The sequence below is a fragment of the Massilia varians genome (assembly GCF_027923905.1).
Taxonomy (GTDB): Bacteria; Pseudomonadota; Gammaproteobacteria; order Burkholderiales; family Burkholderiaceae_D; genus Telluria; species Telluria varians_B.
Window position 1 is genome coordinate 1,854,831 of record NZ_AP026966.1, and the last position, 16,600, is coordinate 1,871,430.

Genomic DNA, 16,600 nt, shown 5'->3' on the forward strand with positions numbered 1-16,600 from the left:
TCATCCGTAGGGTGGGCGGGTCTCCCGCCCACGCGTTCAAATCAAAGTACTGCAGCCTGTTCGACTGTTCATATCACAACTATCACCGCGTGGGCGGGGAACCCGCCCACCCTACAATGATCGCTAACTGACTGGCATTACCCCAAGGGGCCGTTTTTCGTTATAGATAGCGCTCGACGGCCGCCGTCAGCGACTCCCGGTCCGAATCCCCCTGGTAGCGTTCGCCGTTGATGAAGAAGCTCGGCGTCCCGCTCGCCCCCAGCGACTTTGCTTCTTCCGCCTGCGCCTGGACCCGCTCGCGGTGCCTGCGCTCGGCGATGTCGGCGTCGAAGCGCGCCGCATCCAGCCCCAGGCCCTGCGCCAGCAGCGGCAGCTGGCCCGGCGCCATCTGCGCCTGGTGCTCGAACAGGCTGTCGTGCATTTCCCAGAACTTGCCCTGGGCGCCCGCCGCCTCCGCCGCCTCGGCCGCGCTTTCCGCATACGGGTGCATGCCGAGCGGCAGGTGGCGGTAGACCAGCGCGATGCGCTCGCCATGCTGCTGCTGCAACCCGCTCAGTGTCGGGTGGGCCCGCGCGCAGTAGGGGCACTGGAAATCCCCATATTCGATGATGACGATGTCGGCATCGGGATTGCCGCGCACGTGGTCGCCTTCCACGATCTCTACCTGCCTCATGCCCGCTCCCGTGAATGTGATGGGTTGGATATTCGCACGCTGCTCCGCAGGCGCGCCGCCCGTTACCGCCCGACAATCATGTGAGGAAGTGTTTCGCGTGCGCCGATGGCGGGCATGCGGGCAGATAATGGACTGACCACTATCCATTCGCCCGAGGTGTACCATGCGTCCCATCCAGTCCGTGATTGCCGTGCTGTTCGCGCTGGGGTCGGCGGCAGCGCTGGCCCAGAATCAGGTGCCGGCCCAGCCGCCGACCGGCAAGCCGGTCGACGACAGCGCCAGCTATGGCCCCGTGCTCGACCCGCAGCAGCCGACTGCGCCCACCACCCGGGAGCCGACCCGGGCCAGCACGCAGGCGGCGGGCGAGGCCCGGCCGCAGGCGCAGGAAGAGCGCGCCGGCCAGCCGCCAGTCACCAGCAAGCAGAACGACGTCGACCCATCGGCCCGTCCCGCTCCGGGAAGCGGGCAGCCGGCGACCCCGGCGCCGCCGCAGCCGCAGCCGCAGCCGCAAACCCAGCAGCCCAAGACCCAGCAGGAACTCCAGGGCAAGCCCGAGCGCCAGCAGCACACCAGGAAGCAGGCCCAGCGCCGTCCGGGCGCGGTCCAGCGCATCGACGCCACGCCCGGCATTCCCGCACCGGCGCCCGCGCCGATCCCGCGCGCCGGGGCGGCGGCTAGCTCCGTCGGTCCGCAGTCGAGCCAGGTAGTCAGCTGCGTGGGCGGCACCTGTACCGACGTCAACGGCACGACCTACAACGCGGGCGGTCCGGGCAATGTCGCGGTCAGCAGCAGCGGCCGCGCCTGCACGACCAACGGCACCACGGTGCAGTGCCTTTGATCCGACCGGATCATCGCGCTCGCGGGATGGTTTTTCCTGCCAAAAGTTCGTTACAATGCCGGCTGTTTGACGTTTACGTTAACGTAATGTCCGCGTAAGCCGTCATCACAGCGGCACTAGAACTTTTAAAAGGGAAAACCATGCAAATTCAGAACAATGTGTTCATCGTGACCGGTGGCGCGTCGGGCCTGGGAGCAGCCACGGCGCGCATGATCACGGAAGCGGGCGGCAAGGTCGTCATCGCCGACGTGCAGGTCGAGGCCGGCGCCGCGCTGGCGGCCGAGTTGGGCGGGCAGTTCGTCAAATGCGACGTCACGCAGGAAGCGGACGGCCTGGCGGTCGTGGAAGCGGCCACCAAGCTGGGCAGCTTGCGCGGCCTGGTCAACTGCGCTGGCGTGGCGCCGGCCGTCAAGACCGTCGGCAAGGACGGTCCGCACCCGCTGGACGCCTTCCAGCGCGCGGTGAACATCAACCTGGTCGGTACCTTCAACATGTGCCGCCTGGCGGCCGACGCCATGGGCAAAACCGAAGCATCGGAATACGGCGAGCGCGGCATCATCATCAACACCGCCTCGGTCGCGGCCTTCGACGGCCAGATCGGCCAGGCCGCCTACGGTTCCTCGAAAGCGGCGGTGGCCGGCATGACCCTGCCGATGGCGCGCGACCTGGCGCGCAGCGGCATCCGCGTGATGACCATCGCTCCGGGCATTTTCGAGACCCCGATGCTGATGGGCATGCCGCAGGAAGTGCGCGACTCGCTGGGCAAGATGGTGCCGTTCCCGCCGCGCCTCGGCATGCCGAAGGAGTACGCCCACCTGGCCAAGGCCATCATCGAGAACGTGATGCTCAACGGCGAAACGATCCGCCTGGACGGCGCGATCCGCATGCAGCCGAAGTGATCGTCTCCTGAACGCTCCTGCCAATTGTTGTACGATTGGCAGATGTCGGGCGCGTGGCGCAAGCCGCGCGCCCGTTTTGCTTTTGGAGAAACGATTTGAACGACACGAAGTTGCGCGCTACCGTCCTGGCCCTGGCGCTGGCCTTTACCGCCCAGCCGTTGCTGGCGCAGGATACCCGCCAGGCAGCCCCGGAAGCCGCCACCGGCTACACCGCCAAGGCCGGCTGGCCCGCCAAGAAATACATGGTGGCCGCGGCCAATCCGCTGGCGGTGCAGGCCGGCTACCAGATCCTGCAACAGGGCGGCAGCGCGATCGACGCGGCAATCGCCACCCAGCTGGTGCTGACCCTGGTCGAGCCGCAGTCGTCCGGCATCGGCGGCGGCGCTTTCCTGGTCCACTACGACGGCCGCAAGACCCAGGCCTTCGATGGCCGCGAGACCGCGCCCTCGAAGGCCGACGAGCGCCTGTTCCAGCGTCCCGACGGCACGCCGCTGTCGCGCGTCGAGGGCATCGTCGGCGGCCGTTCGACCGGCGCGCCGGGCGTGCTGCGCATGCTCGAACTGGCGCACAAGGAGCACGGCAAGCTGCCCTGGAAGACGCTGTTCGCGCCCGCCATCCGCTTGTCGGAACAGGGCTTCGCGGTCAGCCCGCGCCTGCACGCGCTGCTGTCCGGCGACCGTTACCTGCGCCAGGATCCGGAGGCCGCGCGCTACTTCTACGGCAACGGCGGCCAGCCCTGGCCGGTCGGCCACATCCTGAAGAACCCGGCGCTGGCCGCCACCTTGCGCGAGATCGCCGAGGGCGGCGCCGATGCCTTCTATACCGGCCGGATCGCGCGCGACATCGCCGCCAAGGTGCAGGGCCACCCCACCAACCCGGGCCTGCTCAGCGCCGCCGACATCGCCGCCTACCAGCCGAAAGTGCGCACCCCGGTGTGCAGCGATTATCGCGCCTACACGGTATGCGGCATGCCGCCGCCTTCTTCCGGGGGCATCGCCGTCGCCCAGATGCTGGGCATGTTCGAGACCTTCGACATGAAGGCGCTCGCGCCGGCCAATGGCGTGCCCGGGCCGGATGCGGTGCACGTGTTCAGCGAAGTGGGGCGCCTGGCCTACGCGGACCGCAACCGCTACGCCGCCGACAGCGACTTCGTGCCGCTGCCCGGACGCGGCGTGCCCAGCCTGATCGACAAGACCTACCTGGCCACGCGCGCCAAACTGGTGGGGACGCGCTCGATGGGCGAGGCGCCGGCGGGCAAGCCGCCCGGCATGGAGATGGCCTGGCACTGGGGCAAGGACAACGCCATCGAGACGCCATCGACCTCGCACCTGTCGGTGGTCGACGGCTACGGCATGGGCCTGGCGATGACCACGACCGTCGAGGATGCCTTCGGCTCGCGCCAGATGGTGGACGGCTTCATCCTCAACAACCAGTTGACCGATTTCTCGTTCGCTTCAAGGGACGCCGACGGCCCGATCGCCAACCGGGTGGAAGCCGGCAAGCGCCCGCGCAGCGCGATGTCGCCCACGGTCGTGTTCGACCGCAAGAGTGGCAAGCTGGTCCTGACGGTCGGTTCGCCCGGCGGCCCGGCCATCATCAACTACGTCGCCAAGGTGCTGGTCGGGACGCTCGACTGGGACATGAACGTGCAGCAGGCGATCGCGATGCCGAACTTCGGCAGCCGCAACGGCCCGACCGAGCTCGAAGCGGGGCGCTTCCCGTCGACCACCATCGAGGCGCTGGGTGCGCGCGGCCACAAAGTGCGCCTGGGCGAGCAGACCTCGGGCCTGCACGGCATCCAGCGCATCCAGGTGCACGGCGTGCCGCTGTGGTACGGCGGGGCCGATCCGCGCCGCGAAGGCGTGGCGCAGGGGGACTGAGCGGAACATCCGGATGCCGCACCCGTCGACCGCCGCCGCCTACGACCAGCTGGCCGAACGCTGGCTGGACGGGGTATTCGACGGCAGCAACGGCCTGCGCCAGCACCAACGGGCGCTCGCTTTTCTGGCGCCGGCGGCCGGCGGCTGGGCGCTCAACGTCGGCTGCGGCTGCAGTAGCCGCTTCAACCGGCTGCTGCGCACGCATGGCCTGCGCATCGAAGGCGTCGACGTGTCGGCGCGCATGCTCGAACTGGCCCGGGCCGCCGACCCGGAAGTGGTCCTGCACCATGCCGACATCCGCGACTGGCCGCTTCCCCGCAGCTACCGTTTCATGACGGCGTGGGACAGCATCTGGCATGTCCGCCTGGCGCAGCAGCGCGCCCTCATGCGCAAGCTGCTGCGCGCGCTCGAGCCGGGCGGCGTGTTCATCTTCAGCGCGGGCGGCACGGACGAGGCCGGCGAGCATGTCGACGCGACGATGGGCCCCGAGCTCCGTTACAGCACGTTGGGGATACGGGGCCTGCTTGCGCTCATCCACGAAGCGGACTGCGATTGCCGCCACCTCGAATTCGACCAGCATCCCGAACAACACCTGTTCGTCATTGTGCAACGTCGAGCATGACGATACATCATTGCTTAATTGCAATGATGTACCTTTCAACAAGGAGGGGGCTGCCAACGTCGGCGAAAACCAACTTCCCAGTATTTATTTCCCAAGAGATACCCGACTTTTGCTAAGCTGCGCGGGTGGACAGTGGAGCAAAAACAGGCCTGGTCCTCACAGGCGGTGGAGCACGCGCCGCCTATCAGGCCGGCGTGATGCATGCGATCGCCCGCATTCTTGCCGACGCCGGCCGTCCGGCCCTGCGCTCGCCCTTCGACATTATCTGCGGCACCTCGGCCGGCGCGCTCAACGCCACCGCGCTGGCCTGCCGCGCCGACGACTTCAGCAGCGCCGTGCGCGGCCTGCTGAACGTCTGGGAAGGCGTCAACGCCCACCAGGTCTACCGCGCCGATTCGCTGGGCGTGCTGCGTTCGGGCGCGCGCTGGCTGTCGCTGCTGTCCTTCGGCTGGCTGCTGCGCAAGTGGCACGCCTCGCCGCCCCAGTCGCTGCTCGACAACACCCCGCTGGCCGGCCTGCTGCACCGCGTCCTCGACCTGCCGCGCCTGGATGCCGCGCTGGCCGACGGCGTCCTGCATGCGCTGGCGATCACCGCGTCCTCGTATAGCAGCGGGCATCACATCACCTTCTACCAGGCCGCGCGCGAGATCGCGCCCTGGCTGCGACACCAGCGCCTGGCGTTGTCGACCCAGATCAGCGTCGAGCACCTGCTGGCCTCCAGCGCCATTCCCTTCATCTTTCCGGCGGTGCCGCTCTACCTGGGCGGACGGCGCGAATACTGCGGTGACGGCTCGATGCGCCAGCTGGCGCCGATCGCGCCGGCCATCCACCTGGGCGCGGCGCGGGTGCTGGTGGTGGGGGCGGGGCGCATGTCGGAGCGCGCGGTCGACCCGGCGCCGAACACCGGCTATCCGAGCCTGGCGCAGATCGCCGGCCATGCGCTGTCCTCGATCTTCCTCGACAGCCTGGCCGCCGACATCGAGCGCCTGCAGCGCGTCAACCAGACGCTCGAGCGCGTGCCGCCGGAGGCCCGCGCGGCGCTGCCGCTGCGCCGCGTGGAGCTCCTGGTGATCGCGCCGTCCGAACGCCTCGACGACATCGCGCTGCGCCACGTGCACAGCCTGCCGTCGCCGGTGCGCACGCTGCTGGGCGGGATCGGCGCGCTCGAGACCCGCGGCGCGGCGCTGGCCTCCTACCTGCTGTTCGAGGGCAGCTATACGCGCGAGCTGATCCGACTCGGCGAACGCGATACCCTGGCCCGGCGCGACGACGTGCTGGCCTTCTTCCCCGCATGAGCGCGCTGCTTCGACTGTTCGCGGCGGCGCTGCTGCTGGTGCTGGGGGCGGGCGCGCTGGCCGGCCCGCTGCGCCCGACCCTGCGTTTCCAGCACCTGTCGGTGGCCGAGGGCCTGGCCCAGGAGACGGTGCTGGCGGTGGTGCAGGACCGCGACGGCTTCATGTGGTTCGGCACCCAGCACGGCCTGTCGCGCTTCGACGGCTACCGCGTCATCAACTACCGCACCGTGCCCGGCAAGCCGCGCTCGCTGTCGAACAGCTGGGTGCGCGTGCTGCACCTGGACCGCCACGGCCGCCTGTGGCTGGGCACCGACGGCGGCCTGAACCTGTACGACCCGGTGACCCAGTCCTTCACCCTGTTCGTGCCGGAAGAGACCGCCCGGCGCGGCAATGGCAACCGCCACATCAACGCCATCATCGGCGACGGCCGCGACGGCCTGTGGATCGGCACCAACGACGGACTGCAGTATTTCGACACCACGCTGCGCCGCTTCACCACCTGGCACCACGAGCGCGGCAACGAAGCGAGCCTGAGCGACGACAACGTCAATGCGCTGGCGCTGGACGCAGGCGGGCGCCTGTGGATCGGCACCGGCGGCGGACTCGACAGCCTGGCCACCGGCCCGGGCGCCGGGCGCGCCCGCATCGAGCACCATCCTTCCGACCTGGGGCCGCGCGGCAATCCGGTGCATGCGCTGATGGTGGACGGCCAGCAGCGCCTGTGGATCGGGCGCCTGGGCGGGCTGGAACGGCGCGTGCTCGAGGGACCGGAGGCGGGCAAGCTGCGCCGCTTCGGCCTCGAGGACGGCATCGGCCCGTGGTGGATCACGACCCTGTACCGCGATGCCGCCAACGAGATCTGGATCGGCACCCACGACGACGGCCTGCTGCGCTGGCGCGGCCACGAGGACAAATTCGAGAGCCACCGCCACGTGGTCAGCGACCGCCACAGCCTGGGCGACAACCAGGTCGCTTCGCTGTACCGCGACCGTCTCGGCACCTTCTGGGTCGGCACCTGGTACGCCGGCGTGTCGCGCGTGGACCTGGGCAGCGGCGGCTTCGCCCGCATCGTGCGCCGTGGCGACCTGCCCGACACCCTGGCCGACAACAAGGCGCGCGCGCTGCTCGGCGACGGCAACAAGCTCTGGGTCGGCACCGCCACCGCGCTCAACCACGTCGACCCGGCCACCGGCGAAGCCAGCGTCTACCGCCCCGATCCGCGCAATCCGAACAGCCTGGCCGACCTGCCGGCCAGCGCGCTCGCGCGCGACGGCGCCGGCCGCGTGTGGATCGGCAGCCGCACCGGCCTGACCTCGTTCGACCCCGTCAGTCGCCGTTTCGAGCGCCTGGCGCTGTCGGGCGACGCCGACGCCAACAACGTGCGCGCCCTGTATGCCTCGCCGGACGGCGGCATCTGGGTCGCCACCCGCGGCGGCCTGCACCGGCTCGACCCGGCCACCCGCAAGACCGAGCACTGGCGCCACGACCCGGGCAAGTCCACCAGCCTGGCCGACGATATCGTGCGGCCGATGCTGCTGGACCGGCGCGGCCGCATGTGGATCGGCACCTTCGACGGCCTCGACCTGATGGACCGCGCCAGCGGGCGCTTCCGCCACTTCCGCCACGATCCCTACGACGCCGCCAGCCTGAGCCACGACGAGGTGCACGCGCTGTTCGAGGACAGCCGCGGCGACGTCTGGGTCGGCACCGCGGTGGGCCTGAACCGCATGGTCACCGCGGCCGACGGATCGGTGAGCTTCGTGCGCTACACCACGCGCGAAGGCCTGCTCGACGACGCGGTCGCGGCGATCCTGGAGGACGGCGACGGCCGCCTGTGGGTCAGCACCACCAGCGGCATTTCCTGCTTTGATCCTGCCGCCAACCGCTGGCGCAACTACACGGCCGCCGACGGGCTCACCGAGGGCGCCTTCTTCGACTCGTCGGCGGTGCGCGGCCCGGACGGCATCCTCTACTTCGGCGGCTTCAACGGCATCACGGCCTTCGACCCGCGCGCGATCCGCGACAACCGGGTGGCGCCGCGCCCGGTCATCACCGGCCTGACGATCTTCAACCGCCCGGTCGAGCAGGTGCTGCCCGGCGCGCTCAAGGGACCGGTCGAGCATGCCGAGACGGTGACGCTGCCGGCCGGCGCCTCGGTGTTCTCGCTCGAGTTCTCGGCGCTGCACTTCGCCGCGCCCGAGCGCAACCGCTTCGCCTACCGCCTCGACGGCTTCGACCAGGACTGGGTCTACGAGGATGCCGCCAGGCGCTTCGCCACCTATACCAACCTGGATCCGGGCACCTACGTGTTCCGGCTGCGCGCGGCCAACAAGGACGGGGTCTGGAGCGAGCAGGTGGCGGCGCTGGCGATCACCATCGAGCCGCCGCCCTGGGGCACGCCGTGGTTCCGCGCGATCGCCGTGCTGCTGCTGGCGGCCCTCGGCTACCTGGGGGTGCGGATGCGCATGTCGGGCCTGCAGCGCCAGAAAGAGCAGCTGGCGCGCCAGGTGGGCGCGCGCACCGAGCAGGTCGAGCAGCAGAACCGCATGCTCGAGCGCCAGACCGAGGAATTGCGTGACCAGGGGCAACGGGTCCGCCAGCAGTCCAACGAATTGGCGCGCGCCTACCGCGCGCTGCAGGAGAACGAGGAATTCCTGCGCCAGGCCAAGCAGCGCGCCGAGGATGCGACGCGCCAGAAGTCCGAGTTCCTGGCCAACATGAGCCACGAGATGCGCACCCCGCTGGCGGGCGTGATCGGCATGCTCGGCTTCGCGCTGCGCGACGCCTCGCTGCGCGCGACCACGCGCGAGCAGATCCAGCGCGGCCAGGGCAATGCCGAGGCGCTGCTGGCGATCATCAACGATCTGCTCGACTTCTCCAAGATCGAGGCGGGCAAGCTGAGCATCGAGAACATCGACTTCGACCTGCATGCCGTCATCCGCAACGTGGCCAGTTTGTTCGAGGAGCAGGCCGCGGGAAAAAGCATCGGTTTCAAGGTGGCCTTCGAGGACGCGCTGCCGCGCTTCGTGCTGGGCGACCCGACCCGCTTGCGCCAGGTGCTGGTCAACCTGGTCGGGAATGCCTTCAAGTTCACCCGCTCGGGCACGGTCGACCTGCGGGTCGAGCTGCGTGCGGACGACCAGGTGCGCGGCGAGGGCTGGAACATGGTGCGTTTCACGGTGCGCGACACCGGCATCGGCATTCCGGCCGATGCGCTGCCGCGCCTGTTCCAGAAATTCGAACAGGCCGACACCACCACCACGCGCCGCTACGGCGGCACCGGCCTGGGGCTGGCGATCTGCCGCCAGCTGGTGGCCCTGATGGGCGGTTCGATCGCGGTCAACAGCATCGAAGGCAAGGGCAGCACCTTCAGCGTGCTAGTGCCGCTGGCCGACGGCGTCGAGCCGCCGCACCTGGAGCAGGCGCCGCGCGCGCCGCATACCCATCGCCTGCGCATCCTGTGCGCCGAGGATTTCGCGACCAACCAGATCATCGCCCGCACCATGGTCGAGGACATGGGGCACCAGATCGACATTGCCGACAATGGCCTGCTGGCCGTGGCCGCCTGCGCCCGCACGCGCTACGACCTGGTGCTGATGGACGGACGCATGCCCGAGATGGACGGCGCCACCGCGACCCGCCTGATCCGCGCCGGCGGCACGCCCGACGCCAGGGTGCTGGACCCGCACCTGATGATCGTGGCCCTGACCGCCAACGCCAGCGGCGAAGACCGGGCGCGCTACCTGGCCTGCGGCATGGACGCCTTCCTGACCAAGCCGATCGACGAGGACGCGCTGCACCAGCAGATCTCGCGCGCCATCGAACGCCAGCTGGGGCGCGGCATCGCGCTGGCGCCGATGCCCGCCGCCGAACCTGCTGCGGGCGAGCCGGCGCCGGCCTCGCCGCTGGCCGCGCTGGATGCGATGTTCGGGGTCGCCCCGGCGCCCACCCAGGCCCCATCGCCCGACGCGGCGGCGCCGGCCAATGCCGGCCGCCGTGCCGACGACCTGGCCGCGCGCCTGCGCGCCGCCTTTGCCGCCGACTTGCCGCGCCGCCGCACCGAGCTGGCGGCGGCCCTGGACAGCGACGACCTGGAAGCGGCGGGCAGGGTGCTGCACGGCCTGCGCGGCAGCGCCGCCTACCTGGGCGAAACCGCGCTCGGCCAGTTGTGCGCCGAGCTGGAAGCGGCCGCCGACGCGGGCGACCGCGCGCGCCTGCTGGCCGGGCTGGCGCGCCTGGGCGTGCAGCTGGCCGTCTTCCAGCCCACGTGAATCACCTTTCACTATAATGGCGCTCGACAGGGGCCAAGGGGGCAGCGGAACATGAAAGTGCTGGCGGTGGACGACGACGTGGTATCGCGCATGATGCTGATGCATCTGGTGGACAGCTGCGGTCAATACGAGATCGTGGAGGCGGAGGACGGCGAGGACGCCTGGCGGCGCCTGGCCGCCGGCCTGCGCCCCGGCATCGTGTTCTGCGACCTGCGCATGCCCAGGCTCGACGGCATGGCGCTGCTGGCGCGGGTGCGCGCCGCGCGCCACGATCCTGCGCTGCAGGCGCTGCCCTTCGTGCTGGTGTCGGCGGCGTCGGACGCCGATACGCTGGCCGAGGCCGGGCGCCTCGGCGCCGACGGCTACATCGTCAAGCCCTTCGCCGCGGGGCAGGTGCGGACCCAGCTCGCGCGCCTGGCGCCCCTGGACGAGGAAGCGGCCTCGGTGCTGCAGCGCCTCGTCATCACGCCCGAGCGCCTGCTGGCCTATCTCGGCGGCCTGCAGCGCCAGCTCGAGGAAGCCGGGCCGGCCCTGGCGGCACTGCCCCTGGACCGGGACGCGCGCCTGGAGCGCCTGGCCGAAGGCTGCGCCACGCTCGGACTGGCCGGCAGCGCGGCGCGACTGCGCGCCGTGATCGCGGGCGGCGATGCGCAGGCGCTCCAGGCAGCGCTCGCGCAGGCGCTCGGGGCGGTCGGCCGCCAGCGGCAGCGCGCGCAAGCTATCGTATAAATACGCTTGCTGGCAAATTACTTTAGATTTAAAGTAAGGCGCGATCGCTGCACCATTGCCGGAACCTCTACAAGGGCCAGACATGACCGACGCCTCCGCAGCACTTGCGCCGTCCGGCTACGCCGACGGCTTCGCCCGCGCCAAGCTGCCGCCTCCCGGCGAGTGGCCTGAATTCCGTTTCGACCTGCCCGAGCTGCGCTACCCGCCGCGCCTGAACAGCGTGGCCGTGCTGTTCGATGCCGCCGCGGCGCGCGGCTGGGACGCGCGCACGGCCCTGGTCGGCCAGCGCGAGCGTCTCAGCTATGCCCAACTGGGCGCGCGGGTCGACCGCATCGCCCACGTGCTGCGTCGCGACCTGGGGCTGGCGACCGGCAGCCGCGTGCTGCTGCGCGGCGCCAACTGTCCCATGATGGCGGCCTGCATCCTGGCCGTGATCAAGGCCGGCTGCATCGCGGTGCCGACCATGCCGCTGCTGCGCGCCCGCGAACTGGGCGTCATCGCCGGCCGCGCGCGGGTCGACGCGGTGCTGTGCGCGGCCTCGCTGCGCCTCGAGGTCGATGCGATGGAGCCGGGCGGCCTGCCTCTGCTGCTGTTCGACGGCGATGCGCCCGATTCGCTGGAGGCGCGCATGGCGGCCCATGACGATCCGTTCGAAGCGCCCGACACCGCCGCCGACGACGTCTGCCTGATCAGCTTCACTTCCGGCACCACCGGCGTGCCGAAGGGGACCATGCACTTCCACCGCGACCTGCTGGCGATCTGCGACTGCTTCCCGCGCCACACCCTGCGCGCGCGGCTGGAGGACGTTTTCATCGGCACGCCGCCGCTGGCCTTCACCTTCGGCCTGGGCGGACTGCTGCTGTTCCCGCTGCGCGTGGGCGCCAGCGCCGTGCTGCTCGAGCGCTTGAGCCCGGAAAGCCTGCTGGCGGCGATCCGGGAACACCGCGCCACGGTGTGCTTCACCGCGCCCACCTACTACCGCCAGATGGCCCAGCTGGCCGGGCGCATGGAAGCGGGCAGCCTGCGCAGCCTGAGCCGCAGCGTGTCGGCCGGCGAGGCGCTGCCGATCGCCACCCGCGAGGCCTGGAAGCTTGCCACCGGCCTGGACATGATCGACGGGATCGGCGCCACCGAGATGCTGCACATCTTCATTTCCGCCGCCGGCGCCGATACCAGGCCGGGCGCGACCGGCAAGCCGGTGCCCGGCTACCAGGCCTGCATCCTCGACGAGCAGGGCCGGCCGGTGGGACCGGGCGTGGTCGGGCGGCTGGCGGTGAAAGGCCCGACCGGCTGCCGCTACCTGGACGATCCGCGCCAGCGCAACTACGTGCAGGACGGCTGGAACATCACCGGCGACGCCTACGAGATGGACGCCGACGGCTATTTCTACTACCGCTCGCGGCTGGACGACATGATCATCTCGGCCGGCTACAACATCGCCGGCGCCGAGGTCGAGGAAGCGCTGCTGCACCACCCGGCGGTGGCCGAATGCGGCGTGGTGGGGCGTCCCGACGAGGAGCGCGGGCAGGTGGTCGAGGCCCACGTGGTGCTCAAGCCGGGCGTGGCGGCCAGCGGCGAGCTGGCGGCGGCGCTGCAGGAATTCGTCAAGGCCCGGATCGCCCCGTACAAGTATCCGCGCGTGGTGCGGTTTCGCGAACAGCTGCCGCGCACCGAAACCGGTAAACTGCAACGGTTTAAATTACGCATGGATGCGGCTTAAGGAACTATGTCCGATCTCGACGACGGGGAAGAGCAGGAACTCGACCTGGCAAGCCGGCTGACCCAGGATCACCATCAGTCGCTCAAGCTGTGGCTGCGCATGCTGTCCTGCACGGTGCGCATCGAGAACGAGATCCGCTCGCGGCTGCGCGCCAGCTTCGGCATCACGCTGCCGCGCTTCGACCTGATGGCCCAGCTCGAGCGCCATCCGGACGGCCTGCGCATGGGGGAACTGTCGCGGCGCATGATGGTCACCGGCGGCAACGTCACCGGCATCACCGACCAGCTCGAGCGCGAAGGGCTGGTGCTGCGCGTGCCCGACCCGCACGACCGCCGCGCCTGGGCGGTGCGCCTGACCCCGGCCGGCCGCGCCGCCTTCGCCGAGATGGCGGCCGTGCATGAGCGCTGGATCGACGAGATGCTGGCCGATATCCCGCAGCAAGACAAAACCAGCCTGATCGCGCTGCTGGCATCGATGAAACAGCGCCTCAACACCGGCGACGGGCGCTAGCGGCGAATCCTGTGTGCCACTGTTTTGATTTGGCAAGGCGGCTGGTACAATACAGGACTGCACCTGCGCGCACGCGCGGGAGCGATGTGTCGCCATAGTACAATGGATAGTACAAGGTCCTCCTAAGACTTAGATGCAGGTTCGATTCCTGCTGGCGACACCATCCTTTTACGCCCGTCCGGGCGTGGTTTTCTCCCAGTTCGGCTATACTTTTTCGCGCGGCCCTTGCCCGGCCGCGCCTCCTGCTTCCGTGGCCCGGCCCTGGCGGCGTTCCTGCTTCCCAACCGGACCCACACGATGTTCCTCACCGCTTCCTCCCCCGGCCAGCCCGGCGCCGTCGAAACCCTGATGGCCGGGCACGACTGGCGCACCGCGGCTTGCGGCGAGCCCGGCGGCTGGGAGCCGGCGCTCCAGCATGCGGTACGCCAGATGCTCGACTCGGCCGTCGCCACCTTCATCGTCTGGGGCAGCGGGGAAACCTTCCTGTACAACGATGCCTACGTGCCGGTGCTGGGCGGGCGCCATCCTGGCGCGCTGGGCCGGCCGTTTGCCGAGGTGTGGCCGGAATCCTATCCCGAGGTGGCCGGGGCGGTGGCCCAGGCGATGGCGGGGCGCACGGCCAGCTTCACGCATGCGCCCTTCGTCGTCACCCGCAACGGCGCCGAGGAGCAGGCCTGGTTCTCGTTCAGCTATTCGCCGCTGCGGCGCCTGGACGGCACGGTGCGCGGCTTCGTGTGCGCGGTCACCGAGACCACCGACCTCGATGCCATCCAGCGCAGCGAGGCGGCCCTGCGCGACGCCCAGATGCGGCTCGAAGGCGCGCTCGGCGCCGCCCAGGTCGCGACCTGGAACTGGAACGTGCGCGAGAACCGCCTGTATGCCGACGCCAACCTGGCCCGCCTGTACGGCGTGCCGGAAGCGGACATCGATGGCGGACCGGTCGAGGCCTACCTGGCGGCGATCCACCCCGACGACGTGGCCCGGGTGCAGGCGCGCATCGCGGACGCGCTGGCGACCGGCGACGCCTTCGACGACAGTTACCGCGTGCGCGGCGCGGACGGCCGCTGGCGCCACGTCGAGGCGCGCGGCAAGGTGAGCTTCGGGGACGACGGACAGGCCGAGTGGCTGCCGGGCGTGGCGCTCGACGTCACGGCCCAGAAAGAGGCCGAAGCCGGCCTGCGGCGCAGCGAGACGCGGTTCCGGCGCCTGGCCGAATCGAACGTGCTCGGCATCGTGCAATACCGCTTCGACGGCACCCTGACCGCGTCGAACGATGCCTTCCTCGACCTCCTGGGGGTGACGCGCGCCGACTTCGAGCGCACCGGCCTGTCCTGGCGCGCCCTGACGCCGCCCGAATGGCACGAGGCCGACGAGCGCGGCTGGGCCGAGCTGCGCGCGACCGGCGTGATGGCGCCGTACGAAAAGGAATACCTGCGCAGCGACGGCAGCCGCGCCGCGGTCTACCTCGGCGCCGCCAACGTCGACGGTAGCCTCGACGAGGGCATCGCCTACATGCTCGACATCTCCGGCATCCGCAGCGCCGAGCGCGCCCTCAAGGAAAGCGAGGCGCGCTTCCGGGTGATCGCCAATGCCATGCCGCAATCGGTGTGGTCGACCCGTCCGGACGGCTTCCACGACTACTACAACGACCAGTGGTACGCGTTCACCGGCACGCCCCACGGTTCGACCGACGGGGCCGGCTGGAATGCCCTGTTCCATGCGGACGACCAGGCGCTGGCCTGGGAAAGATGGCGCCATTCGCTGGACACCGGCGAACCCTACGAGATCGAATACCGCCTGCGCCACCATACCGGCGGCTACCGCTGGGTGCTGGGGCGCGCGCTGCCGGTGCGCGGCGAGGATGGCGCCATCGTGCGCTGGATGGGCACCTGCACCGACATTCACGAGCAGAAGCTGACCCAGCAAGCGCTGCAGGAAGCCGACCGCCGCAAGGACGAGTTCCTGGCCATGCTGGCGCACGAGCTGCGCAACCCGCTGGCGCCGATCGCCACCGCCGCGTCGCTGCTGGCGATGGCGGCGCAGGATCCGGCGCGGGTGCGCCAGGTGGGCGCGGTGATCTCGCGCCAGACCGCCCACATGACCGGCCTGATCGACGACCTGATGGACGTCTCGCGCGTCACGCGCGGCCTGGTCAGCCTGGAGCGCGAAGAGCTGCCGCTGTCGCAGGTGGTCGACGACGCCGTCGAACAGGTGCGTCCGCTGCTCGAGGGCCGGGCGCACCGGCTCGAGGTGCGCCTGGGCGCCGCCGGCGCGACCGTGAGCGGCGACCGCAAGCGCCTGGTGCAGGTGCTGGCCAACATCCTCGGCAATGCCGCCCGGTATACGCCGGCCGGCGGCCACATCGTGCTCTCCAGCAGCATCGAGGATGGCTGCGCCGTGCTGGCGGTGCGCGACAACGGCATCGGCATGGCGCCCGAGCTGGTGGCCAGCGCCTTCGAACTGTTTTACCAGGGCAAGCGCAGCCCGGACCGCTCGCAGGGCGGGCTCGGGATCGGGCTGGCCCTGGTGCGCAGCCTGGTCGAGCTGCACGGCGGCAGCGTGGCGGCGGCCAGCGAAGGCGAAGGGCGCGGCAGCACCTTCACGCTCAGGCTGCCGTTGCCGGAGCAGGGCGCCCGCGCGGCAGGGCCGGCGGGCGGCCATGCGCCGCAGCAGGCTCCGGCCGCGCTGCGCGTGCTGGTGGTCGACGACAATACCGATGCGGCGGAACTGGTGGCGATGTTCCTGGGACTGCTCGGCTACGAAGTCAGCGTCGAGTTTGGTGCGGCGGCGGCGCTCGAGCGCGCGCGCCAGCTGATGCCGCACGTCTGCCTGCTCGACATCGGCCTGCCCGGCATGGACGGCAAGGAACTGGCGCGCCGCCTGCGCCGGCTGCCCGGCCTCGAGCAGGTCAGGCTGGCGGCCATGACCGGCTACGGCCAGCCGCACGACCGCCGCGAAACCGAAGCGGCGGGCTTCGACGTCCACTTCGTCAAGCCGGTCGAGACCGAGGCGCTGGCGGCCTGGCTGGCCGAGGTGGAAACGCCCCACGCCTGAGATGCGGCGGCCGCCGCGGCGGCAGGCCGCCGAAACCCCGGCGCCAGTCGGTACAATGGCGTCTTCTTTCAACATTTTGCGCCCGCCGCCTTGCGTGTCGGGCAGGTTC

The 16,600-nt window shown here is 70.4% G+C and carries 11 protein-coding genes and 1 tRNA gene; 11 read left to right on the plus strand and 1 reads right to left on the minus strand.

All coding sequences use genetic code 11. The annotated features are described in order from the left end of the window. Window positions 1-160 precede the first annotated feature (160 nt). Window positions 161-673 (minus strand): DsbA family protein, encoded by a 513-nt coding sequence (locus MasN3_RS08510; RefSeq protein ID WP_281913535.1) that lies wholly within the window; start codon window positions 671-673, stop codon window positions 161-163. 163 nt (window positions 674-836) lie between these two features. Here MasN3_RS08510 and MasN3_RS08515 point away from each other — a divergent pair, with 163 nt between their 5' ends. The 11 genes from MasN3_RS08515 (at window position 837) to MasN3_RS08565 (ending at window position 16,491) form a co-directional block, all read left to right on the plus strand. Further along, on the plus strand, window positions 837-1,511 hold the full coding sequence (locus MasN3_RS08515) for a hypothetical protein (RefSeq protein ID WP_281913536.1): 675 nt from the start codon (window positions 837-839) through the stop codon (window positions 1,509-1,511). Between the two features lie 140 nt (window positions 1,512-1,651). After that, window positions 1,652-2,410: a 3-hydroxyacyl-CoA dehydrogenase gene (locus tag MasN3_RS08520; protein ID WP_281913537.1), complete on the plus strand. Its 759-nt coding sequence runs from the start codon at window positions 1,652-1,654 to the stop codon at window positions 2,408-2,410. A gap of 95 nt (window positions 2,411-2,505) precedes the next feature. Continuing rightward, on the plus strand, window positions 2,506-4,290 hold the full coding sequence (gene ggt / locus MasN3_RS08525) for a gamma-glutamyltransferase (protein ID WP_281913538.1): 1,785 nt from the start codon (window positions 2,506-2,508) through the stop codon (window positions 4,288-4,290). A gap of 13 nt (window positions 4,291-4,303) precedes the next feature. Further along, window positions 4,304-4,912 (plus strand): class I SAM-dependent DNA methyltransferase, encoded by a 609-nt coding sequence (locus MasN3_RS08530; protein ID WP_281913539.1) that lies wholly within the window; start codon window positions 4,304-4,306, stop codon window positions 4,910-4,912. A gap of 149 nt (window positions 4,913-5,061) precedes the next feature. Further along, window positions 5,062-6,207: a patatin-like phospholipase family protein gene (locus MasN3_RS08535; protein ID WP_281914464.1), complete on the plus strand. Its 1,146-nt coding sequence runs from the start codon at window positions 5,062-5,064 to the stop codon at window positions 6,205-6,207. Next, window positions 6,204-10,478 (plus strand): hybrid sensor histidine kinase/response regulator, encoded by a 4,275-nt coding sequence (locus MasN3_RS08540; RefSeq protein WP_281913540.1) that lies wholly within the window; start codon window positions 6,204-6,206, stop codon window positions 10,476-10,478. The genes MasN3_RS08535 and MasN3_RS08540 overlap by 4 nt, the downstream gene beginning before the upstream one ends. Window positions 10,479-10,529: 51 nt before the next feature. Beyond that, window positions 10,530-11,207, plus strand: a complete 678-nt coding sequence (locus MasN3_RS08545) for a response regulator transcription factor (RefSeq protein ID WP_281913541.1) — start codon at window positions 10,530-10,532, stop codon at window positions 11,205-11,207. An 82-nt stretch (window positions 11,208-11,289) separates the two neighbouring features. Next, window positions 11,290-12,927, plus strand: coding sequence for an AMP-binding protein (locus tag MasN3_RS08550; protein ID WP_281913542.1), 1,638 nt, complete (start codon window positions 11,290-11,292; stop codon window positions 12,925-12,927). 6 nt (window positions 12,928-12,933) lie between these two features. Further along, a complete protein-coding gene (locus tag MasN3_RS08555; RefSeq protein ID WP_281913543.1) occupies window positions 12,934-13,437 on the plus strand; it encodes a MarR family winged helix-turn-helix transcriptional regulator in 504 nt (167 codons plus the stop codon). 88 nt (window positions 13,438-13,525) lie between these two features. Further along, a tRNA-Arg gene (locus MasN3_RS08560) sits at window positions 13,526-13,600 on the plus strand. Window positions 13,601-13,734: 134 nt separating this feature from the next. Continuing rightward, window positions 13,735-16,491 (plus strand): PAS domain-containing hybrid sensor histidine kinase/response regulator, encoded by a 2,757-nt coding sequence (locus tag MasN3_RS08565; RefSeq protein ID WP_281913544.1) that lies wholly within the window; start codon window positions 13,735-13,737, stop codon window positions 16,489-16,491. Window positions 16,492-16,600: the final 109 nt, after the last annotated feature.